The sequence below is a fragment of the Streptomyces diastatochromogenes genome (assembly GCF_002242805.1).
Lineage (GTDB): Bacteria > Actinomycetota > Actinomycetes > Streptomycetales > Streptomycetaceae > Streptomyces > Streptomyces diastatochromogenes.
Genome location: NZ_MCGQ01000007.1, coordinates 634,795 through 650,646, shown reverse-complemented (window position 1 = coordinate 650,646; position 15,852 = coordinate 634,795). Strand labels below are relative to the sequence as shown.

13 protein-coding genes are annotated in these 15,852 nt (G+C 71.8%); 3 read left to right on the top strand and 10 right to left on the bottom strand.

Annotation, left to right across the window (positions count from 1 at the left end; translation table 11 throughout):
* Window positions 1–2: 2 nt before the first annotated feature.
* Together BEK98_RS07560 and nuoN are read left to right on the top strand one after the other, a co-directional pair.
* A complete protein-coding gene (locus tag BEK98_RS07560) occupies window positions 3–1,574 on the top strand; it encodes an NADH-quinone oxidoreductase subunit M (RefSeq protein ID WP_094215581.1) in 1,572 nt (523 codons plus the stop codon).
* The gene (gene nuoN / locus BEK98_RS07555) at window positions 1,571–3,220 is read left to right on the top strand and encodes an NADH-quinone oxidoreductase subunit NuoN (protein WP_094215580.1); all 1,650 of its coding nucleotides are present in this window, start codon (window positions 1,571–1,573) and stop codon (window positions 3,218–3,220) included. Before BEK98_RS07560 ends, nuoN begins: the two co-directional genes overlap by 4 nt.
* A gap of 61 nt (window positions 3,221–3,281) precedes the next feature.
* On the opposite strand, the gene BEK98_RS07550 is transcribed toward nuoN, so the two are convergent.
* Window positions 3,282–3,836 (bottom strand): hypothetical protein, encoded by a 555-nt coding sequence (locus tag BEK98_RS07550; protein ID WP_094215579.1) that lies wholly within the window; start codon window positions 3,834–3,836, stop codon window positions 3,282–3,284.
* Between the two features lie 387 nt (window positions 3,837–4,223).
* Between BEK98_RS07550 and recQ the strand changes: the two genes are divergently transcribed.
* Window positions 4,224–6,245, top strand: coding sequence for a DNA helicase RecQ (recQ, locus tag BEK98_RS07545; protein ID WP_094215578.1), 2,022 nt, complete (start codon window positions 4,224–4,226; stop codon window positions 6,243–6,245).
* A gap of 87 nt (window positions 6,246–6,332) precedes the next feature.
* Here recQ and BEK98_RS07540 read toward each other — a convergent pair whose 3' ends face one another.
* From BEK98_RS07540 to BEK98_RS07500, 9 genes are all read right to left on the bottom strand, one after another.
* The gene (locus BEK98_RS07540; protein ID WP_094215577.1) at window positions 6,333–9,116 is read right to left on the bottom strand and encodes a fumarate reductase/succinate dehydrogenase flavoprotein subunit; all 2,784 of its coding nucleotides are present in this window, start codon (window positions 9,114–9,116) and stop codon (window positions 6,333–6,335) included.
* An 11-nt stretch (window positions 9,117–9,127) separates the two neighbouring features.
* Window positions 9,128–9,925: an ABC transporter ATP-binding protein gene (locus tag BEK98_RS07535; protein WP_094215576.1), complete on the bottom strand. Its 798-nt coding sequence runs from the start codon at window positions 9,923–9,925 to the stop codon at window positions 9,128–9,130.
* Complete coding sequence (locus tag BEK98_RS07530; protein ID WP_244201769.1) at window positions 9,909–10,835, bottom strand: ABC transporter permease; 927 nt, start codon at window positions 10,833–10,835, stop codon at window positions 9,909–9,911. The genes BEK98_RS07535 and BEK98_RS07530 overlap by 17 nt, the downstream gene beginning before the upstream one ends.
* Window positions 10,832–12,175: an ABC transporter substrate-binding protein gene (locus BEK98_RS07525; RefSeq protein ID WP_094215575.1), complete on the bottom strand. Its 1,344-nt coding sequence runs from the start codon at window positions 12,173–12,175 to the stop codon at window positions 10,832–10,834. Before BEK98_RS07525 ends, BEK98_RS07530 begins: the two co-directional genes overlap by 4 nt.
* Window positions 12,176–12,211: 36 nt before the next feature.
* Window positions 12,212–12,439, bottom strand: a complete 228-nt coding sequence (locus tag BEK98_RS07520; RefSeq protein WP_030347217.1) for a 4Fe-4S dicluster domain-containing protein — start codon at window positions 12,437–12,439, stop codon at window positions 12,212–12,214.
* 33 nt (window positions 12,440–12,472) lie between these two features.
* Window positions 12,473–13,264, bottom strand: a complete 792-nt coding sequence (locus tag BEK98_RS07515; RefSeq protein WP_094215574.1) for a GntR family transcriptional regulator — start codon at window positions 13,262–13,264, stop codon at window positions 12,473–12,475.
* A 166-nt stretch (window positions 13,265–13,430) separates the two neighbouring features.
* Window positions 13,431–14,369 (bottom strand): M56 family metallopeptidase, encoded by a 939-nt coding sequence (locus BEK98_RS07510; protein ID WP_094215573.1) that lies wholly within the window; start codon window positions 14,367–14,369, stop codon window positions 13,431–13,433.
* Between the two features lie 194 nt (window positions 14,370–14,563).
* A complete protein-coding gene (locus tag BEK98_RS07505) occupies window positions 14,564–14,941 on the bottom strand; it encodes a GntR family transcriptional regulator (protein WP_094215572.1) in 378 nt (125 codons plus the stop codon).
* Window positions 14,938–15,762 (bottom strand): hypothetical protein, encoded by an 825-nt coding sequence (locus tag BEK98_RS07500; RefSeq protein ID WP_208643036.1) that lies wholly within the window; start codon window positions 15,760–15,762, stop codon window positions 14,938–14,940. Before BEK98_RS07500 ends, BEK98_RS07505 begins: the two co-directional genes overlap by 4 nt.
* Window positions 15,763–15,852 lie beyond the last annotated feature (90 nt).

Here is a 15,852-nt window from a genome sequence, read left to right as displayed (position 1 = left end):
CGATGTCCTTTCCTCTACTGACAGCGACGGCGGCGCTCCCGGCCATCGGGGCCGTCGCCACGGCCGCCGTACCGGCCGCGCGCCGCACCGCCGCCAAGTGGCTGGCGCTGGGCGTCTCGCTCGGCACGCTCGCTCTGGCGATCACCGTCCTGGTCCGCTTCGACCCGGACGGCGCCCGCTACCAGCTCACCGAATCGCACGCCTGGATCAAGGACTTCGGGGTCCGCTACGAACTGGGCGTCGACGGCATCGCGGTGGCGCTCCTCGCGCTGACCGCCGTACTGATCCCGTTCGTGATCCTCGCCGGCTGGCACGACGCCGACCCGCTGGAGACCGGCAGCCGCCGCTGGCGGCCCACCCAGGGCTTCTTCGCGCTGATCCTGGCGGTCGAGGCGATGGTGATCATCTCCTTCGAGGCCACCGACGTCTTCCTCTTCTACATCTTCTTCGAAGCCATGCTCATCCCGATGTACTTCCTCATCGGCGGCTTCGGGGACCGTGCCCACGAGCACGGCGAGGAGGCGGCCTCCACGCAGCGGTCGTACGCGGCGGTGAAGTTCCTGCTCTACAACCTGGTCGGCGGCCTGATCATGCTGGCCGCGGTGATCGGCGTCTACGTGGTCGCGGGGAACTTCTCGCTCACGGAGATCGCGCAGGCGCGCGCGAACGGCTCGCTGCACATGGCGACGAACACCGAACGCTGGCTGTTCCTCGGCTTCTTCTTCGCCTTCGCGGTGAAGGCGCCGCTGTGGCCGCTGCACACCTGGCTGCCCAACGCCATGCAGGAGGCCACCGCTCCGGTCGCCGTCCTCATCACCGCGGTCGTCGACAAGGTGGGCACGTTCGCGATGCTCCGCTTCTGCCTCCAGCTGTTCCCGGAGGCCAGCAAGTGGGCGACGCCCGTCATCCTCGTACTGGCGCTGATCAGCATCGTCTACGGCGCTCTGCTCGCCGTCGGCCAGCGGGACATCAAGCGGCTGGTCGCCTACGCGTCGATCTCGCACTTCGGCTTCATCATCATGGGCATCTTCGCGATGACCAGCCAGGGCCAGTCCGGCGCCACGCTCTACATGGTCAACCACGGCATCTCCACGGCCGCGCTGATGCTGGTCGCCGGCTTCCTGATCTCCCGGCGCGGCTCGCGCCTCATCGCCGACTACGGCGGTGTGCAGAAGGTCGCCCCGGTGCTCGCCGGCACCTTCCTGATCGGCGGCCTCGCCACCCTCTCGCTCCCCGGACTCGCGCCGTTCGTGAGTGAGTTCCTGGTCCTGGTCGGCACGTTCGCGCGCTACCCGGCGATCGGCATCATCGCCACCTTCGGCATCGTGCTCGCCGCGCTCTACACCCTCGTGCTGTACCAGCGCACGATGACGGGCCCGGTCAAGCCCGAGGTCTCGGCGATGCCCGACCTCCGCGCGCGCGAGCTGGTGGTGGTCGCCCCGCTGATCGTGCTGCTGATCGTCCTGGGCGTCTACCCGAAGCCCGTCACGGACATCGTCAACCCGGCGGTCAAACAGACCATGTCCGACGTACACAAGACCGATCCCAAGCCCTCGGTGGAGGCGGCCAAGTGAGCGCAACAGCCGTCCACAGCCTGTGGACAACCGCGGCCGAGCCGATCTCGAAGATCCCCGCTCCGAAGATCGAGTACGGGCAATTGTCGCCGACCTTGATCGTCGTCGGCGCGGCGCTGGTCGGGGTGCTGGTCGAGGCGTTCGTCCCGCGCCGGTCCCGCTACTACGCGCAGGTGTTCGTGTCCGTCGTAGCCCTCTGCGCCGCGTTCGCCGCGGTGGTCGCGCTGGCGGCCGACGGGTACGGCACCACGAAGGCGCACATCGCGGCCATGGGAGCGATCGCGGTCGACGGGCCGTCCCTGTTCCTGCAGGGCACGATCCTGCTGGCCGGTCTGGTCGCCCTGTTCACCTTCGCCGAACGGCGCCTGGACCCGGCGGCGCACGGCAACCGGGTCGACTCGTTCGCGGCGCAGGCCGCGTCCGTGCCGGGCAGCGACAGCGAGAAGGCCGCGGTGAAGGCCGGGTTCACCACCACCGAGGTCTTCCCGCTGCTGCTCTTCGCGATCGCCGGCATGCTGATCTTCCCCTCGGCCAACGACCTGCTGACGCTGTTCGTGGCCCTGGAGGTCTTCTCCCTGCCGCTGTACCTGCTGTGCGCGCTGGCCCGCCGCAAGCGGCTGATGTCGCAGGAGGCCGCGGTCAAGTACTTCCTGCTCGGTGCGTTCGCCTCCGCGTTCACGCTGTTCGGCATCGCCCTGCTGTACGGCTACGCGGGCTCGGTGTCGTACGCGCGCATCGCGCAGGTCGTTGACGGCACGGTCACCAACGTCGACCCGGCGCTGGCCAACACCATGGGCAACGACGCGCTGCTGCTGCTCGGCAGCGCCCTGATCGTGATGGGCCTGCTCTTCAAGGTGGGCGCGGTGCCGTTCCACATGTGGACGCCCGACGTCTACCAGGGCGCGCCGACCCCGGTGACCGGCTTCATGGCGGCGGCGACGAAGGTGGCGGCGTTCGGCGCGCTGCTGCGGCTGCTGTACGTCGTCCTGCCCGGCATGCGCTGGGACTGGCGGCCGGTCATGTGGGCGGTGGCGATCATCACCATGCTGGGCGGTGCGATCGTCGCGATCACGCAGACCGACATCAAGCGGCTGCTGGCGTACTCGTCCATCGCGCACGCCGGATTCATCCTCGCGGGTGTCATCGCGACCTCGAAGGACGGCGTGTCGTCCGTCCTGTTCTACCTGGCCGGGTACTCGTTCGTGACGATCGGTGCCTTCGCGGTGGTCACGCTGGTGCGCGACGCGGGCGGCGAGGCGACCCACCTGTCCAAGTGGGCCGGGCTCGGCCGCCGGTCGCCGCTGGTGGCGGCCGTGTTCGCGGTGTTCCTGCTGGCCTTCGCCGGTATCCCGCTGACCTCCGGTTTCGCCGGGAAGTTCGCGGTGTTCAAGGCGGCGGCGGACGGCGGTGCGGCCCCTCTGGTCGTGGTCGGTGTGATCTCCTCGGCGATCGCCGCGTTCTTCTACATCCGGGTGATCGTGCTGATGTTCTTCAGCGAGCCGAGGCCCGAGGGCCCGACCGTGGCCGTGCCGTCGCCGCTGACCATGGCGGCGATCGGGGTGGGCGTGGCGGTCACGCTGGTGCTCGGTGTGGCGCCGCAGTACTTCCTGAACCTGGCGAGCCAGGCGGGAGTGTTCGTGCGCTGAGGCCTGCGCCACGGCCCTGCGGCCCCGGTTCCTCCGAGCGAGGAGCCGGGGCCGTCGCACGTCAGTGGCCCGACATGCCTGACATGCCCTGCATGGCGGGCTTGGTCGAGGCGGGGCACTTCACGTTCGGGTTCCACTGGAAGAAGAGACCGCGGGGGTTCTTCTTGTAGAGCCACACATGCAGGTCGTAGTGGGTGGGCATGCCCGGGTAGTGGCCGGCCATCGGGCCCTGGAAGTCCTGCCCGAACAGGCGGGGCCGCTTCATGTTCTTGCCGGTGACCGGCACCACCCACTCCACGCCGACGAGCCGGCGCCTGCCGTCGCCGGAGTTCTCGTAGAGCAGGCCGCCCGGCTTCTTCGGGTCGAGGGAGCCGAAGCGGGACTCGTTGAAGTAGTGGAAGCCCATGGCGCCCTGGGCGCGGGCCAGACACAGGTGCGGCTCGTAGCCGTCGGCGGTCGCGAGCGGCTCATAGCGGTACTGCGCCGTCGCCACGTATGCCGCGGTCAGCTGCGGGTCGGTGAAAAAGTCCTGGTCGGTGGCGTGGGCGGGCGAGGATGCGGGCACGGCGAGAGCCGAGACGAGGGCGAGGGCGGCTCCGGCGAGGCGAGCGATCATGAGGTGGGGCTCCTAGGGGCAGACGCGGATGGATCGGGGTGCGAAGCGTGATCCGGCGGCGTGCGGGCCTCCTCCAGGCCCGCTCCAGCAGCCTGTCCCCGAGCGAGGGAGTCGGCCATCCAGAGGCGCCCAATGGGTTGAGCGGTGGCCTTTCGACAGCACCCGATGGGTTGAGCGGTGGCCATTCGGCCGTACCCGATGGGTTGGGCGGTGGCTTTTCGGCAGTGCCTGATGGGGTGCGGGGCGGCTGTCCGGAAACAGTCGATGGGTTGATATGACAAGTCACCCGCACCTGTGGACAACTTCCGGCACTGTCGGCGCGGGGACCTATCGTGGACGCAGTGGTCGAGGGACGACGCACGGGGGACCGACACGGGGGACAGGACGATGGGCGCGACGGGCGGGATCAGCGAGATGCCACAGATGACCGAGGGGCCGGGCGCGGCCGCGAGCGAGGCGCTGGCCACGCTGCACCGGGTCTTCGGGTACGAGGCCTTCCGAGGTGAGCAGGAAGAGATCATCGAGCATGTGGTGGCGGGCGGAGACGCCCTCGTCCTCATGCCGACCGGTGGCGGCAAGTCGCTGTGCTACCAGATCCCGGCCCTGGTCAGACCCGGTACGGGCGTGGTGATCTCGCCGCTGATCGCGCTGATGCAGGACCAGGTGGACGCCCTGCGTGCCCTAGGCGTGCGGGCCGGCTTCATCAACTCCACGCAGGACTTCGGCGAGCGGCGCATGGTCGAGGCCGAGTTCCTCGCCGGCGAGCTGGACCTGCTGTACCTGGCCCCGGAGCGGCTGCGGGTCGAGGCCACGCTCGACCTGCTCTCCCGTGGCAAGATCTCCGTCTTCGCGATCGACGAGGCGCACTGTGTGTCCCAGTGGGGCCACGACTTCCGCCCCGACTACCTGGCCCTCTCCCTGCTCGGCGAGCGCTGGCCGGACGTCCCGCGGATCGCCCTCACGGCCACGGCCACGCACGCCACCCACCAGGAGATCACCCAGCGGCTGGACCTGCCGAGGGCCCGCCACTTCGTCGCCAGCTTCGACCGGCCCAACATCCAGTACCGGATCGTGCCCAAGGCCGACCCCAGGAAGCAGCTCCTCTCCTTCCTCCGGGAGGAACACGCGGGTGACGCGGGCATCGTGTACTGCCTCTCCCGAAACTCGGTGGAGCGGACGGCCGAGTTCCTGAGCAGCAACGGCGTCGAGGCGGTGCCCTACCACGCGGGCCTGGACGCGGGCACGCGCGCGGCCCATCAGTCCCGCTTCCTGCGCGAGGACGGCCTGGTCGTGGTCGCGACCATCGCCTTCGGCATGGGCATCGACAAGCCGGACGTGCGCTTCGTCGCCCACCTGGACCTGCCCAAGTCGATCGAGGGTTACTACCAGGAGACGGGCCGCGCGGGCCGCGACGGCGTCTCCTCCACCGCCTGGATGGCCTATGGCCTCAACGACGTCATACAGCAGCGCAAGCTGATCCAGTCCGGCGAGGGCGACGAGGCGTTCCGCCGCCGGGCCTCCGCCCACCTCGACGCCATGCTCGCCCTGTGCGAGACCGCCCAGTGCCGGCGCGGCCAGCTGCTGGCGTACTTCGGCCAGGATCCCTCCGCCGCGGGGTGCGGCAACTGCGACACCTGCCTGACCCCGCCGGAGACCTGGGACGGCACGGTCGCCGCGCAGAAGGTGCTGTCGACGGTGGTACGGCTGCAGCGGGAGCGCGGGCAGAAGTTCGGCGCCGTCCAGATCGTCGACATCCTGCTCGGCAAGCGCACCGGCAAGGTGATCCAGTTCGACCACGACCAGCTGTCCGTGTTCGGCATCGGCCAGGATCTCGTCGAGGCCGAGTGGCGGGGCGTCATCCGGCAGCTGCTGGCCCAGGGGTTGCTCGCGGTCGAGGGGGAGTACGGCACGCTGGTGCTCACTGAGGCGAGCGGCTCGGTGCTTCGGCGGGAGCGGGAGGTGCCGCTGCGCATGGAGCCGAAGAAGCCGGCCGCCTCCCGGTCCGGTGCGGGTTCCTCCTCCGGCCGGGGCGACCGCAAGGCCAAGGCTGCCGCGACCGAGCTGCCCGATGTGCTGCTCCCCGCCTTCGAGGCCCTGCGCGCCTGGCGCGCCGAACAGGCCCGGGAGCAGGGCGTCCCGGCGTACGTCATCTTCCACGACGCCACCCTGCGGGAGATCGTCACCCGTTGGCCCGGCTCGGTGCGGGAGCTGGGCACGGTGAGCGGGGTCGGCGAGAAGAAGCTGGCCACGTACGGGGAGGGCGTGCTCGAGGTGCTCAACTCCCTGGACGCTCCCGGCGCGGCGGCCGCTGCCGCACCGGCAGGCGGTGCCGTGCCCGCGCCCGGTGAGTCTCCCGAGGACCTGTGGCCCGAGCCGGGGGACGAGCCGGAGCCGGACGACTGGATATAGGGCGTCACAGGCCCTTGGAGACGCTTCTTCTCCTGGGGCGCCGTGCCTTCACCTTGGGCATTCCGTCTGAGGCGATGCCGGGGATCGTCACAGCCCTCGCGCCGCGTACGCCCTGACGTCCGCGTCCGAGTCGGTCATGGCTGTGGCCAGGGCCGCGCGGGCCTGCTCGGTGGCGTTGTGCCGGGTCAGGGCCAGAACCGCCGCCTTGCGTACGTCCGCGTTCGGGTCGGCCAGGGCCTCGGCGAGGGCGGGGACGGCGGAGTCGGCGGGCGCGACCGACAGCGCGGTGGCGGCCCCGGAGCGGACCTGCCAGGCCGGGTCGGCCAGGGCGGCCACGGCACGGGCGGCGAGCGGTGCCGGGCAGCCGGCGGTGGCCAGCGCGCCCAGCGCGGAACCGCGCACCAGCGGGTCGGTGTCCTCGGTGAGCCGGTCCAGGGTGCCGGTGAGCAGCTCCCGGGTCTGCGGGTCCAGGGGCGCCGGGCTGACCGCGGCCAGCGCCTTGGCCACCGTGACGCGAACCTCCCGGGAGGGATCGTTCGCGGCGCCCGCCAGCGGTTCGGCCGCATCGACCGAGACGAGGGCGCGCACGGCCTCGATGCGGACGGAGATGTCGGGGTCGTCCAGCGCGGCGGCGAACACGGCGGCTTCGCCCAGCCGCAGGGCGCGCAGGACGTCGAGGGCGGCGGCGCGGACCAGGGGGTCGGCCTCGGCAAGCGCGCCGGTGAGCGCGGTGGCCAGGGCGGGTTCGGACGGCAGGGTCTCGACGAGCTCACGCAGTGAGGCCGCGGCGGCCGCGCGGACCTCGGAGTCGGGGTCGGCGAGGGCACCGGCCAGGGCCTGCCCGGTGCCGGGCGGCACGGTCTCGGTGAGGACCGAGACGGCCGTACGGCGGACCGCGGGATCGGGGTCGGACAAGTAGGGCTTCAGAGAGGCGAGTTCGGGTCCCTCCTCGGCCAGCTCCAGCAGCTCCAGGAGCCGGGGCGAGGCGGTGCCCGGCGCGCCGCTCGGGTCCACGGGCCCGGTGGCGCGGGTGGATGCCGGTCCGCTGGCGACCGGTGCCACATCGCGCGGGCCGGCCGTGGCGACGTCCTCGGGCCGGACCTCGCCCAGCTGCCGGGACGGACCGCCGGCCGGGGCGAAACCCTCGACCGGGACCAGATAGGGAGCCACGGGACGGGCCGTGAACTCCATCGCACCAGAGGGGGACTTGTGCAGATCGAGGTGGTGGAACCAGGAGGCGTCGTCGCGCCGGGGGTGGTCGATGCGGTCGTGATAGAGCCCCCAGCGGGACTCGGTACGGGCGAGGGAGGCACGGGCGGCCATCTCCGCGCAGTCGCGGATGAAGGTGACCTCGGCGCAGCGCATCAGCTCGTGCGGGGTTCGGGCGCCCATCGCGGCGACATCGGCGCGCATCCGCTCGAAGGCCTCCAGGGCGAGGGAGAGACGGGCGCCGGACTTGGGCGGTGCCACGTAGTCGTTCACGAAGCGGCGCAGCTTGTACTCGACCTGGGTCTGCGGCGGGCCGTCAGGGTTGCGCAGCGGGCGGTAGATCAGCTCGTGCGCCTCGCGCACCTGGTCCGCGGGAAGCTCTCCCTCGTACGCCGTGTACTGGGCGGCGTCCGCACCCGCGAGGTCGCCGAAGACGAAGGCGCCGATCATGTAGTTGTGCGGGACGCAGGCGAGGTCGCCGGCGGCGTACAGGCGGGGGACGGTCGTACGGGCGTGGTCGTCGACGCGGACGCCGGAGGCGGAGTGGCCGCCGCACAGGCCGATCTCGGAGATGTGCATCTCGACGTCGTGGGTGCGGTAGTCGTGCCCGCGGCCGGCGTGGAAGGTGCCGCGGGTGGGCCGCTCGGTGGAGTGCAGGATGGACTCCAGGGCGGAGATCGACTCCTCGGGAAGATGGCTCAGCTTCAGGTAGACCGGGCCGCGGTCGCTGGCGACCTCCGCCGCGAATTCCGCCATCATCTGCCCGGACCAGTAGTCGGAGTCGACGAACCGCTCGCCGTGCCGGTTGACCTGGTAGCCGCCGAAGGGGTTGGCGACGTAGGCGCAGGCCGGACCGTTGTAGTCCTTGATCAGCGGGTTGATCTGGAAGCACTCGATACCGGTCAGCTCGGCGCCCGCGTGATAGGCCATGGCGTAGCCGTCGCCGGCGTTGGTGGGGTTCTCGTAGGTGCCGTAGAGGTAGCCGGAGGCGGGCAGGCCGAGGCGGCCGCAGGCGCCGGTGGCGAGGATCACCGCGCCCGCGCGGACGGTGACGAAGGCGCCGGTGCGGGTGTGGAAGCCGACGGCGCCCACGGCCCGCCCGTCGTCCGGCGCGGTCAGCACACGGACCGGCATCAACCGGTTCTCGATGCGGATCCGCTCCCGCATCTCCCGCCGCCGCAACTGCCGGTACAGGACCTTCTTGACGTCCTTGCCCTCCGGCATCGGCAGCACGTACGAGCCGGAGCGGTGGACCTGACGGACCGCGTAGTCCCCGTGCTCGTCCTTCTCGAACTTGACGCCGTACGACTCCAGCCGCTGGACCATTGCGAAGCCACGGGTGGCGGTCTGGCGGACGGTGGACTGGTCGACGATGCCGTCGTTGGCGCGGGTGATCTCGGCGACGTAGTCGTCGGGCTCGGCGCGCCCGGGGACGACCGCGTTGTTGACGCCGTCCATGCCCATGGCGAGCGCGCCGGAGTGGCGGACGTGAGCCTTCTCCAGGAGCAGGACGTCCGCGCCGCGCTCGGCGGCGGTCAGGGCGGCCATGGTGCCGGCGGTGCCGCCGCCGATGACGAGGACGTCGCAGATCAGCTCCTCGGCGTCGGTGACTGCGGGGATCTCCAGATGGGTCTGCGCGGGGGCGTTGGCGGGGGTGGTCACCGGGGTGCCTTTCAGGTGCCGAGCGAGGAGAGGACGGCGCGGCGCAGGGCCGCGCGGGCCGGGTCGTCGAGGGCGCCGCGGTCACGCGGACGCGGTACGTCGCGTACGGAGGCCACGCGGCCGGCCCCGAGGAGGGCGACGCGGTCGCCGAGGAAGAGCGCCTCGTCCACGTCGTGCGTGACGAAGACGACGGTCGCGCCCGAGCCGCGCAACACTTCAACCAGCAGGTCCTGCATGCCGGAGCGGGTCTGGGCGTCGAGGGCGCCGAAAGGCTCGTCCATGAGGACCGCGCGCGGGCTGTCGGCCAACGCGCGGGCCAACTGGGCGCGCTGGCGCTGCCCGCCGGAGACGCGGTGCGGCAACTGCCCCGCCTGTGCGCTGAGTCCGACGCGCCCGAGCCAGGACTCGGCCCGGGAACGCCGTTCGGCGCGCGGTACGCCGCCGATGGCCAGGGGGAGTTCGACGTTTCCGCGCAGGGTGCGCCAGGGCAGCAGCGCGTCCTCCTGGAAGACCAGCGCACGGTCGGCGGACGGCCCGGTCAGCGGGCTGCCGTCCTGCTCCACCGCTCCGGCCAGCGGTGACAGCAGCCCGGCGAGCGTGCGCAGCAGTGTCGACTTGCCGCAGCCGGAGGGGCCGACGACGGTGAGGATCTCGCCGGGCGCGACGTCCAGGTCGACGTCGTGCAGGACCGGGGCGTCCGGCCGGCCCAGGACGGCGGCACGGAAGGTGAGCCGGGTGCCGTGCACGTCCTCCCGTGACGTCGCGGCCGGTGCGGCGACGGTCTCGACCGTCTCAGACGAGGTGCTCATCCCGCGCCTCCTGCTCGGTTTCGTCGTGGTCCTGGTGCTGGGCCTCGGGCTGGTTCTCGGCGTTGCGCTCGGCCTTCACGGCGACCGGGGCGGCGAGTGGGGGCACTGCAGTGCGGGGCCGGCCGCCGGGCACGTACGAGGTGCGGGGCAGCCAGCGGGTCAGACGGCGGCCGAGGAGTTCCACGGCCGTGGAGGTGACCCAGCCGAGGACGCCGATCGTGACCATGCCGACGAAGACGCCCGGGTAGTTCACGACCGTGTAGTCCTGCCAGGTGCGGTAACCGACGCCGTACTGGCCGGAGATCATCTCGGCGGAGATCACACAGATCCACGAGACGCCGATGCCGACCGACAGTCCGCCGAAGATGCCGGGCAGCGCGCCCGGCAGCACGACGGAGCCGAGGATCCGCAGCCGGCCGCCGCCCAGGGTGCGCACCGCCTCCTCCCAGACGGGGGTGAGCGCCCGGACCGCGTGCCGGGTGGAGACCAGCACGGGGAAGAAGGCGGCGGTGCAGGTGATGAAGACGATGCCCTGTTCGTTCGAGGGGAAGAGGAGGATGGCGACGGGGACAAGAGCGATGGCCGGGATCGGGCGGACGACTTCCAGGACCGGACCGAGCAGGTCCTCGGCGAGGCGCGAGCGGGCCACGAGCACGCCCGTCGCCACGCCGAGGACGGCCGCCAGCGCGAAGCCGGTGAGGATCCGGGTGAGGCTGTCGGTGAGGTCGGTCCAGTAGTCGGCCCCGGAGAGCCGGTCGGCGAAGGCCCGGGCCACGTCGGTGACCGTCGGGAACTGCGAGAAGCGCAGCCACAGGTCGACGTCCACGCTGGTCAGCAGCTGCCAGAGCCCGAGGGCGGTGGCCAGGGACGCCGCCCGCAGCGCATACCGGGCGAGCGGCCGCCGGGTCATGAGGACCGTCCGAGCGCGTCGGTGTACGAGACGGTACGGGCGCCGCCGTGTGCCGCGATGTACGCCTGCGCGGTCGCCGGGGCCACGAAGGGCAGCAGCTGGTCGCCGTCGGCCACCCAGACCGCCTTGTCGGCGAACCAGAGGGTGCCGGTGGTGGCGTCGGGGACGTAGGCAGCGCGGACGCCGCCCCGATGCCCGGCCAGGTAGGCCAGCAGCTCCTTCGGCGACTTGAACGAGACGGTCTTCTCGCTGCCCTTGGGCCATACCTCGCTCGCGGCCGGTGCCGGTGTGGCGGTGAGCCGCTCGGCGTAGGAGGCGCCGAGTGCCTTCTTCACGTACCGGTCGTCGATGAAGGAGTCCACGTCTATGTCGCCGGTGAGCTTGGCGGCCTTGAGGACGGAGACGTCCTGCTTCAGCGCGGAGACGAGCTGGGGTTTGACGGCCGGGTCGAAGGTGGCGATGCCGTGGGCGCCGTTGTAGAGGTAGACGACCTCGGCGGGCAGACCGGTGGCCTCGGCGACCCTCTCCGCGGCGGTTACCGGGTGGTCGTCGAGATAGTCCGTGGCCTGCGCCTGGGCCTTCAGGAAGGCCTCCAGAACGGCCGGGTGCTGCTTGGCGAAGTCCTCGCGGGCGGTGACGCCGTGGAAGGTGGGGAGGTTCAGTTGCGCGCCGTCGTACAGGGCCTTCGCCTTGCCCTGGTAGGCGAGCAGGCCCGGCCAGGCGACGAACTGCGACAGCGCGTCCACGCTGCCCGCGGAGAGGGCCGAAGCGCCTACGGCAGGCTGCTGGTTGAGCTTCGAGACACCGGTGTTCGGGTCGATGCCGGCACGTTGGAGGGCCCGTACGAGGGTGCCGTCGGCGGCGGAGCCGATGCTCGTGGAGACCTTCTTGCCCTTGAGGTCCTGCAGTGAGGCGAGCTTGGAGTCCGGGGCGGTGACGACGGTGTTGAGGCCGCCGCGCAGGTTGTAGCCGGTGACCGACACCAGGTGGGTGGGACGGCCGAGTTGTTTGCCGCGGGCCGCGTTCAGCAGCAGGGGGAAGTCGCCCATCGACCCGATGTCGATCTTCCCTGCGGTCATCTGGGCGGTGATCGGGGCGCCGGTGGCGTAGTCCTGCCAGTCGACCTTGTAGGTGTGGCCGTCGTGCAGGGAGTTCAGCTGCTTCTCGAAGTAGCCCAGCGAGCGGAGCAGGGTTCCTGCGGTGACCGTGTTGATGGTCTTGGACTGGTAGCCGACGGTCACGGTGACCGTGGAGCCGCTGCCCGCCTCGGCGCTGCCGCCGCAGGCGGACAGGGGGAGGAGGAGCGCGGCGGCGGACAGGGCGACTGCCTTGCGGTTCATGGTGGTTCGGCCTCTCGCCGGAGCGGGTCGGAAAGGTCAGCGGAGCAGGTAGGGCATGTTGACCGTGACAGCTCCGGTGGGACAGCGCGCCGCGCACGGGCCGCAGTACCAGCACTCGTCGACATGCATGTACGCCTTGCCGCTGCTCTCGTCGATGGCGAGGGAGTCCAGCGGGCACATGTCCACGCAGAGCGTGCAGCCGTCGATGCATTTCGACTCGTCGATGGTCACGGGCACGTCGGCCCGCTGGGGCGCCAAAGGCATGGCTGTCTCCAGAAAACGGGTCAGGCAGGGTGATTACAGCGACCGGTGGAGCAGGCCGCTCATGGTGATGCGGTCGCCGCGGAAGCGGATGAACTCCAGGTCGACGGGGCGGCCGTCGGCGAGGTGCGTGAGGCGTTCCAGCATCAGTACGGCGGCACCGCGCGGGGCCTGGAGCACGGCGGCGGAGTGGGCGTCCGCGTTCACCGCCTCCAGGGTGATCTCGGCGTGGCCGAGCCGCTGGCCGGTGATGGCTTCCAGCAGGCGGAAGACATCGGTGTTCTCCAGGTCGGCGCCGAGCAGGGAGGTGCCGACGTCGAGCGGGATGTAGGTGAGGTCGAGGGAGAGCGGGAGGCCGTTCAGGCGGCGCAGGCGTTCGATGTAGAGGACGTCGGCGCCGGCCGGGACGCGGAGGCGTTCGGCCACCGGGGCGGGCGCGGGGGCGGGGCCCATGGTGCGGACCTCGTTGGTGACGCGGCCGTGTTCGCGGAGGGTTTCCGCGAGGCCCATCAGACGGTCGAGCCCGTGCGGGTACTTCTGGGCGACGACGACGGTCCCGACTCCCGGCAGCCGATCCACCAGGCCTTCCGCCCGGAGCAGGTCCAGGGCCTGGCGGACGGTGTTGCGGGAGGCGCGGTAGTCGGTGGCGAGGGTGGACTCGTGGGGGAGGGTGCCGTCCTCGAAGGCGCCGGTGAGGAGCTGGTGGCGCAGGAGGTCGGCGAGCTGCCGGGCCCGGTCCGCGCGCAGCCGGCGACGCATCCGGTGGGCGGCGACGGTGGTCGCGGCGCCCTGACCGGCGTGGTCTCGGGGGCGGTCGGTGGGTGGCATGGCTGGAACCATACCGACGAGGTAGGGAATGGGGTGTTTCTGGAGTGTTGCGCCAGGTGAAGGGGCGTTGGACAGGTCGCTGAGCTGGGGTTTTGCCCGAGGGCAGGGAAGATCTGCCACTCGGGTCGGCTGCTCGGTCCACGTGGGGACGGCAGCCCCAGCGAGATCAGGACAGTGCCGTCAGCCCCGGAGCGAACGTGATCAGCAGTGGCAGCAGCGGGACCAGTGCCGCCACCGTCGTCGTCAGTGCCCGGTGCCGGCGGAGCAGGCGCGGTGGGGGCGCCAGGAGGCGGTCCACGCGTTCGCCCAGGAGGCGGCGGCTGGAGGCGCAGGACAGGACGCCGCGGTGCTGGTTCAGCTCGATCAGGGCCAGGGCGGTGGTGAGGTGGCCGCAGCGGCGGGACGCTGTGTCGTCGGCGGCCAGTTCGACCAGCCGGTGCGTCTGGTCGCAGAAGTGGGCGAAGAGCGGGATGCGCGGGAAGCCCGTGGCGAGCGCGGTGGACAGGTGGAGCAGCCAGTCGTGGTGGGCGCGCGCGTGGCCGCGCTCGTGGGTGAGGACCGCGTCCAGCTGATGGTCGGTGAGGCGGTGCAGCGCCCCGGTGGTCACGACCAGCTGGGCCGGGTGGCCCGGCATCCACCAGGCGTCCGGGTACTCGTCCTCCAGCACCAGCATCGGTCCGCGTGCCTCAGGAAGTCCGCCGGGCAGGTCGGGTGCGCGTTCGCGCAGGTGCGCCCGGGTTTGGCCACGGCGGCGGCGGGCCTCGGCGATCTCCCGGGCGAGCATCGCCGTCGTCCAGGCGGCACCGCAGGCCAGCAGCAGGGTGAGGGCGACGGCCCAGACCGGGGCGGTGGAGAGGTCGTACGCGGCGGTGACGGCGGGCGGCGCGGGGGCGAAGACATGGTCGCGGACGGTGTGGAAGACGGCCGCCGCACCCAGCACGAGTGCGGTCAGACAGCACAGCAGGACCGTGGCGACCAGGCACTGCCACACCCACAGCGCGACCACGGGATCCCGCTCGGGCCAGGCGGCCCGGGTCAGCGCGCGCGGCGCCGGTACGGCGGCCGTCAGGGCGACGACGCTCAGCAGGAGCAGGCAGACGGTCATGCCGGGGCTCCGGTTCCTGGTCGGAGAGGTGTACGGGCGCGGGTGGTGCGGGGCGGTACGCCTGGGCGCATCGCGTGCGTATCCCCGCCAGTATGACGGTGCGACGCGGCACGAGGCAGATGTCGACCGCGATCCGGCCGCCCTCCTTCGAGTCCGGCTCCGCCGGGCTCCGGGCTAGGTGGTCCTCCCTCTCTCTACGCCCGCAGTGCCCGTCGCACCGCCTCCAGCACCTCTTCCTCCCCGAACCCCAGAGCCCGCGCCCGCGCAACGAAATCCCCGGTCACCTGGGCGAGTTCCGCCGTTTCGCGGCGGCGCGCCCCCGGCGGCAGCGGAGCCACCCGTGTCCCCGCGCCACGCCGGGTCAGGATCAGGGAAGCGGCCTCCAGCTCGCGGTAGGCGCGGGCGACCGTGCCGGCTGCCAGGCCCAGGTCGGCCGCCAGCTGCCGTACGGTCGGCAGGCGTTCGCCCTCCGGCAGGCGGCCCGTCGTGATCAGGGCGGCGAGTTGGGCGCGGATCTGTTCGTACGGCGGGACGGGGCTCGTCGTGTCGACCCGTACGGCCGCCCCGCTCACCCGCGCACCCCCGGCGTCGTCCGGCCCGGCGCTGCCGCCCGAGCCGGGTGATCCTGCCGGTCCGCCGGGCGCTGCCTCGCCGCCCGGGGCGAGCAGATGGTGAGGAGCATCCATGGCCCGGTCACCAGCGAGACCAGCGCCAGCGGCAACAGCACCACGGCCCCCGCAGTCCCCACGGTCCCGTCGCACGACAAGCTCAGCAGCGAGGCCGACGCCGTCGTGGCCGCGCCCAGCAGGGAGATCGAGACGACGAGCCCCCATGCCGCGACGATCGCCAGGGTGCGGTCGCGGCGGGACTGTTCGTCGCCGGGCCGGGTGGCGATCCGCCGGAGCGACCAGCCGCAGGCCACCGTGGCGACAGCGAGGGAGGCCAGCATCGGGAGGCCGTAGTACAGCCCCGGCCAGGGGCCGTGCGACTGGGTCATGCCCTGGCAGCTCAGGGTGAGTGAGCGGCCCGCCCGGCCCAGGTCGTCCGGTGAGGCCACCGCGCCCGCGACCGTCAGCAGCACCACCAGTGCGCCTGCGAGGACGAGCAGCAGCCGGGTCATCCGGGGCGGTACGTAGTCGCGGACCCGGCGTGGCGCGAGCCCGGCCGTGCGGACGGCACCCCGGGCCGGCGGGGTCAGCGCGTCGCCCACCAGGACGCCGGCCACCGCGCACAGGCCGAACGCCGGGATGGCGTACAGCACCCCTTCACCGTGGTCGAGCGTGGACAGCGGCCACGCCGCGAGCGCGCCCGCCGCCAGCCCCGTCCAGCGGGCATGGCGGTCGACCGGCGCCCGGGACGCGGTGGCTGCTGTGGTCGTGTCGAGATCAGTCATGGAAGTCCCCCGTGACAGCGTGACTTGTACTCACCGCTTGTATCAAGCGGTGAGTACAAGATGCTGGCCGCGAGGGACTTGTGTCAACTC

Bases quoted from the DNA above. Each gene is read 5' to 3' on its own strand.
- BEK98_RS07560 (WP_094215581.1), top strand. From the start codon at position 3: ATGTCCTTTCCTCTACTGACAGCGACGGCGGCGCTCCCGGCCATCGGG.
- BEK98_RS07550 (WP_094215579.1), bottom strand. From the start codon at position 3,836: ATGATCGCTCGCCTCGCCGGAGCCGCCCTCGCCCTCGTCTCGGCTCTC.
- recQ (WP_094215578.1), top strand. From the start codon at position 4,224: ATGGGCGCGACGGGCGGGATCAGCGAGATGCCACAGATGACCGAGGGG.
- BEK98_RS07535 (WP_094215576.1), bottom strand. From the start codon at position 9,925: ATGAGCACCTCGTCTGAGACGGTCGAGACCGTCGCCGCACCGGCCGCG.
- BEK98_RS07530 (WP_244201769.1), bottom strand. From the start codon at position 10,835: ATGACCCGGCGGCCGCTCGCCCGGTATGCGCTGCGGGCGGCGTCCCTG.
- BEK98_RS07525 (WP_094215575.1), bottom strand. From the start codon at position 12,175: ATGAACCGCAAGGCAGTCGCCCTGTCCGCCGCCGCGCTCCTCCTCCCC.
- BEK98_RS07520 (WP_030347217.1), bottom strand. From the start codon at position 12,439: ATGCCTTTGGCGCCCCAGCGGGCCGACGTGCCCGTGACCATCGACGAG.
- BEK98_RS07515 (WP_094215574.1), bottom strand. From the start codon at position 13,264: ATGCCACCCACCGACCGCCCCCGAGACCACGCCGGTCAGGGCGCCGCG.
- BEK98_RS07510 (WP_094215573.1), bottom strand. From the start codon at position 14,369: ATGACCGTCTGCCTGCTCCTGCTGAGCGTCGTCGCCCTGACGGCCGCC.
- BEK98_RS07500 (WP_208643036.1), bottom strand. From the start codon at position 15,762: ATGACTGATCTCGACACGACCACAGCAGCCACCGCGTCCCGGGCGCCG.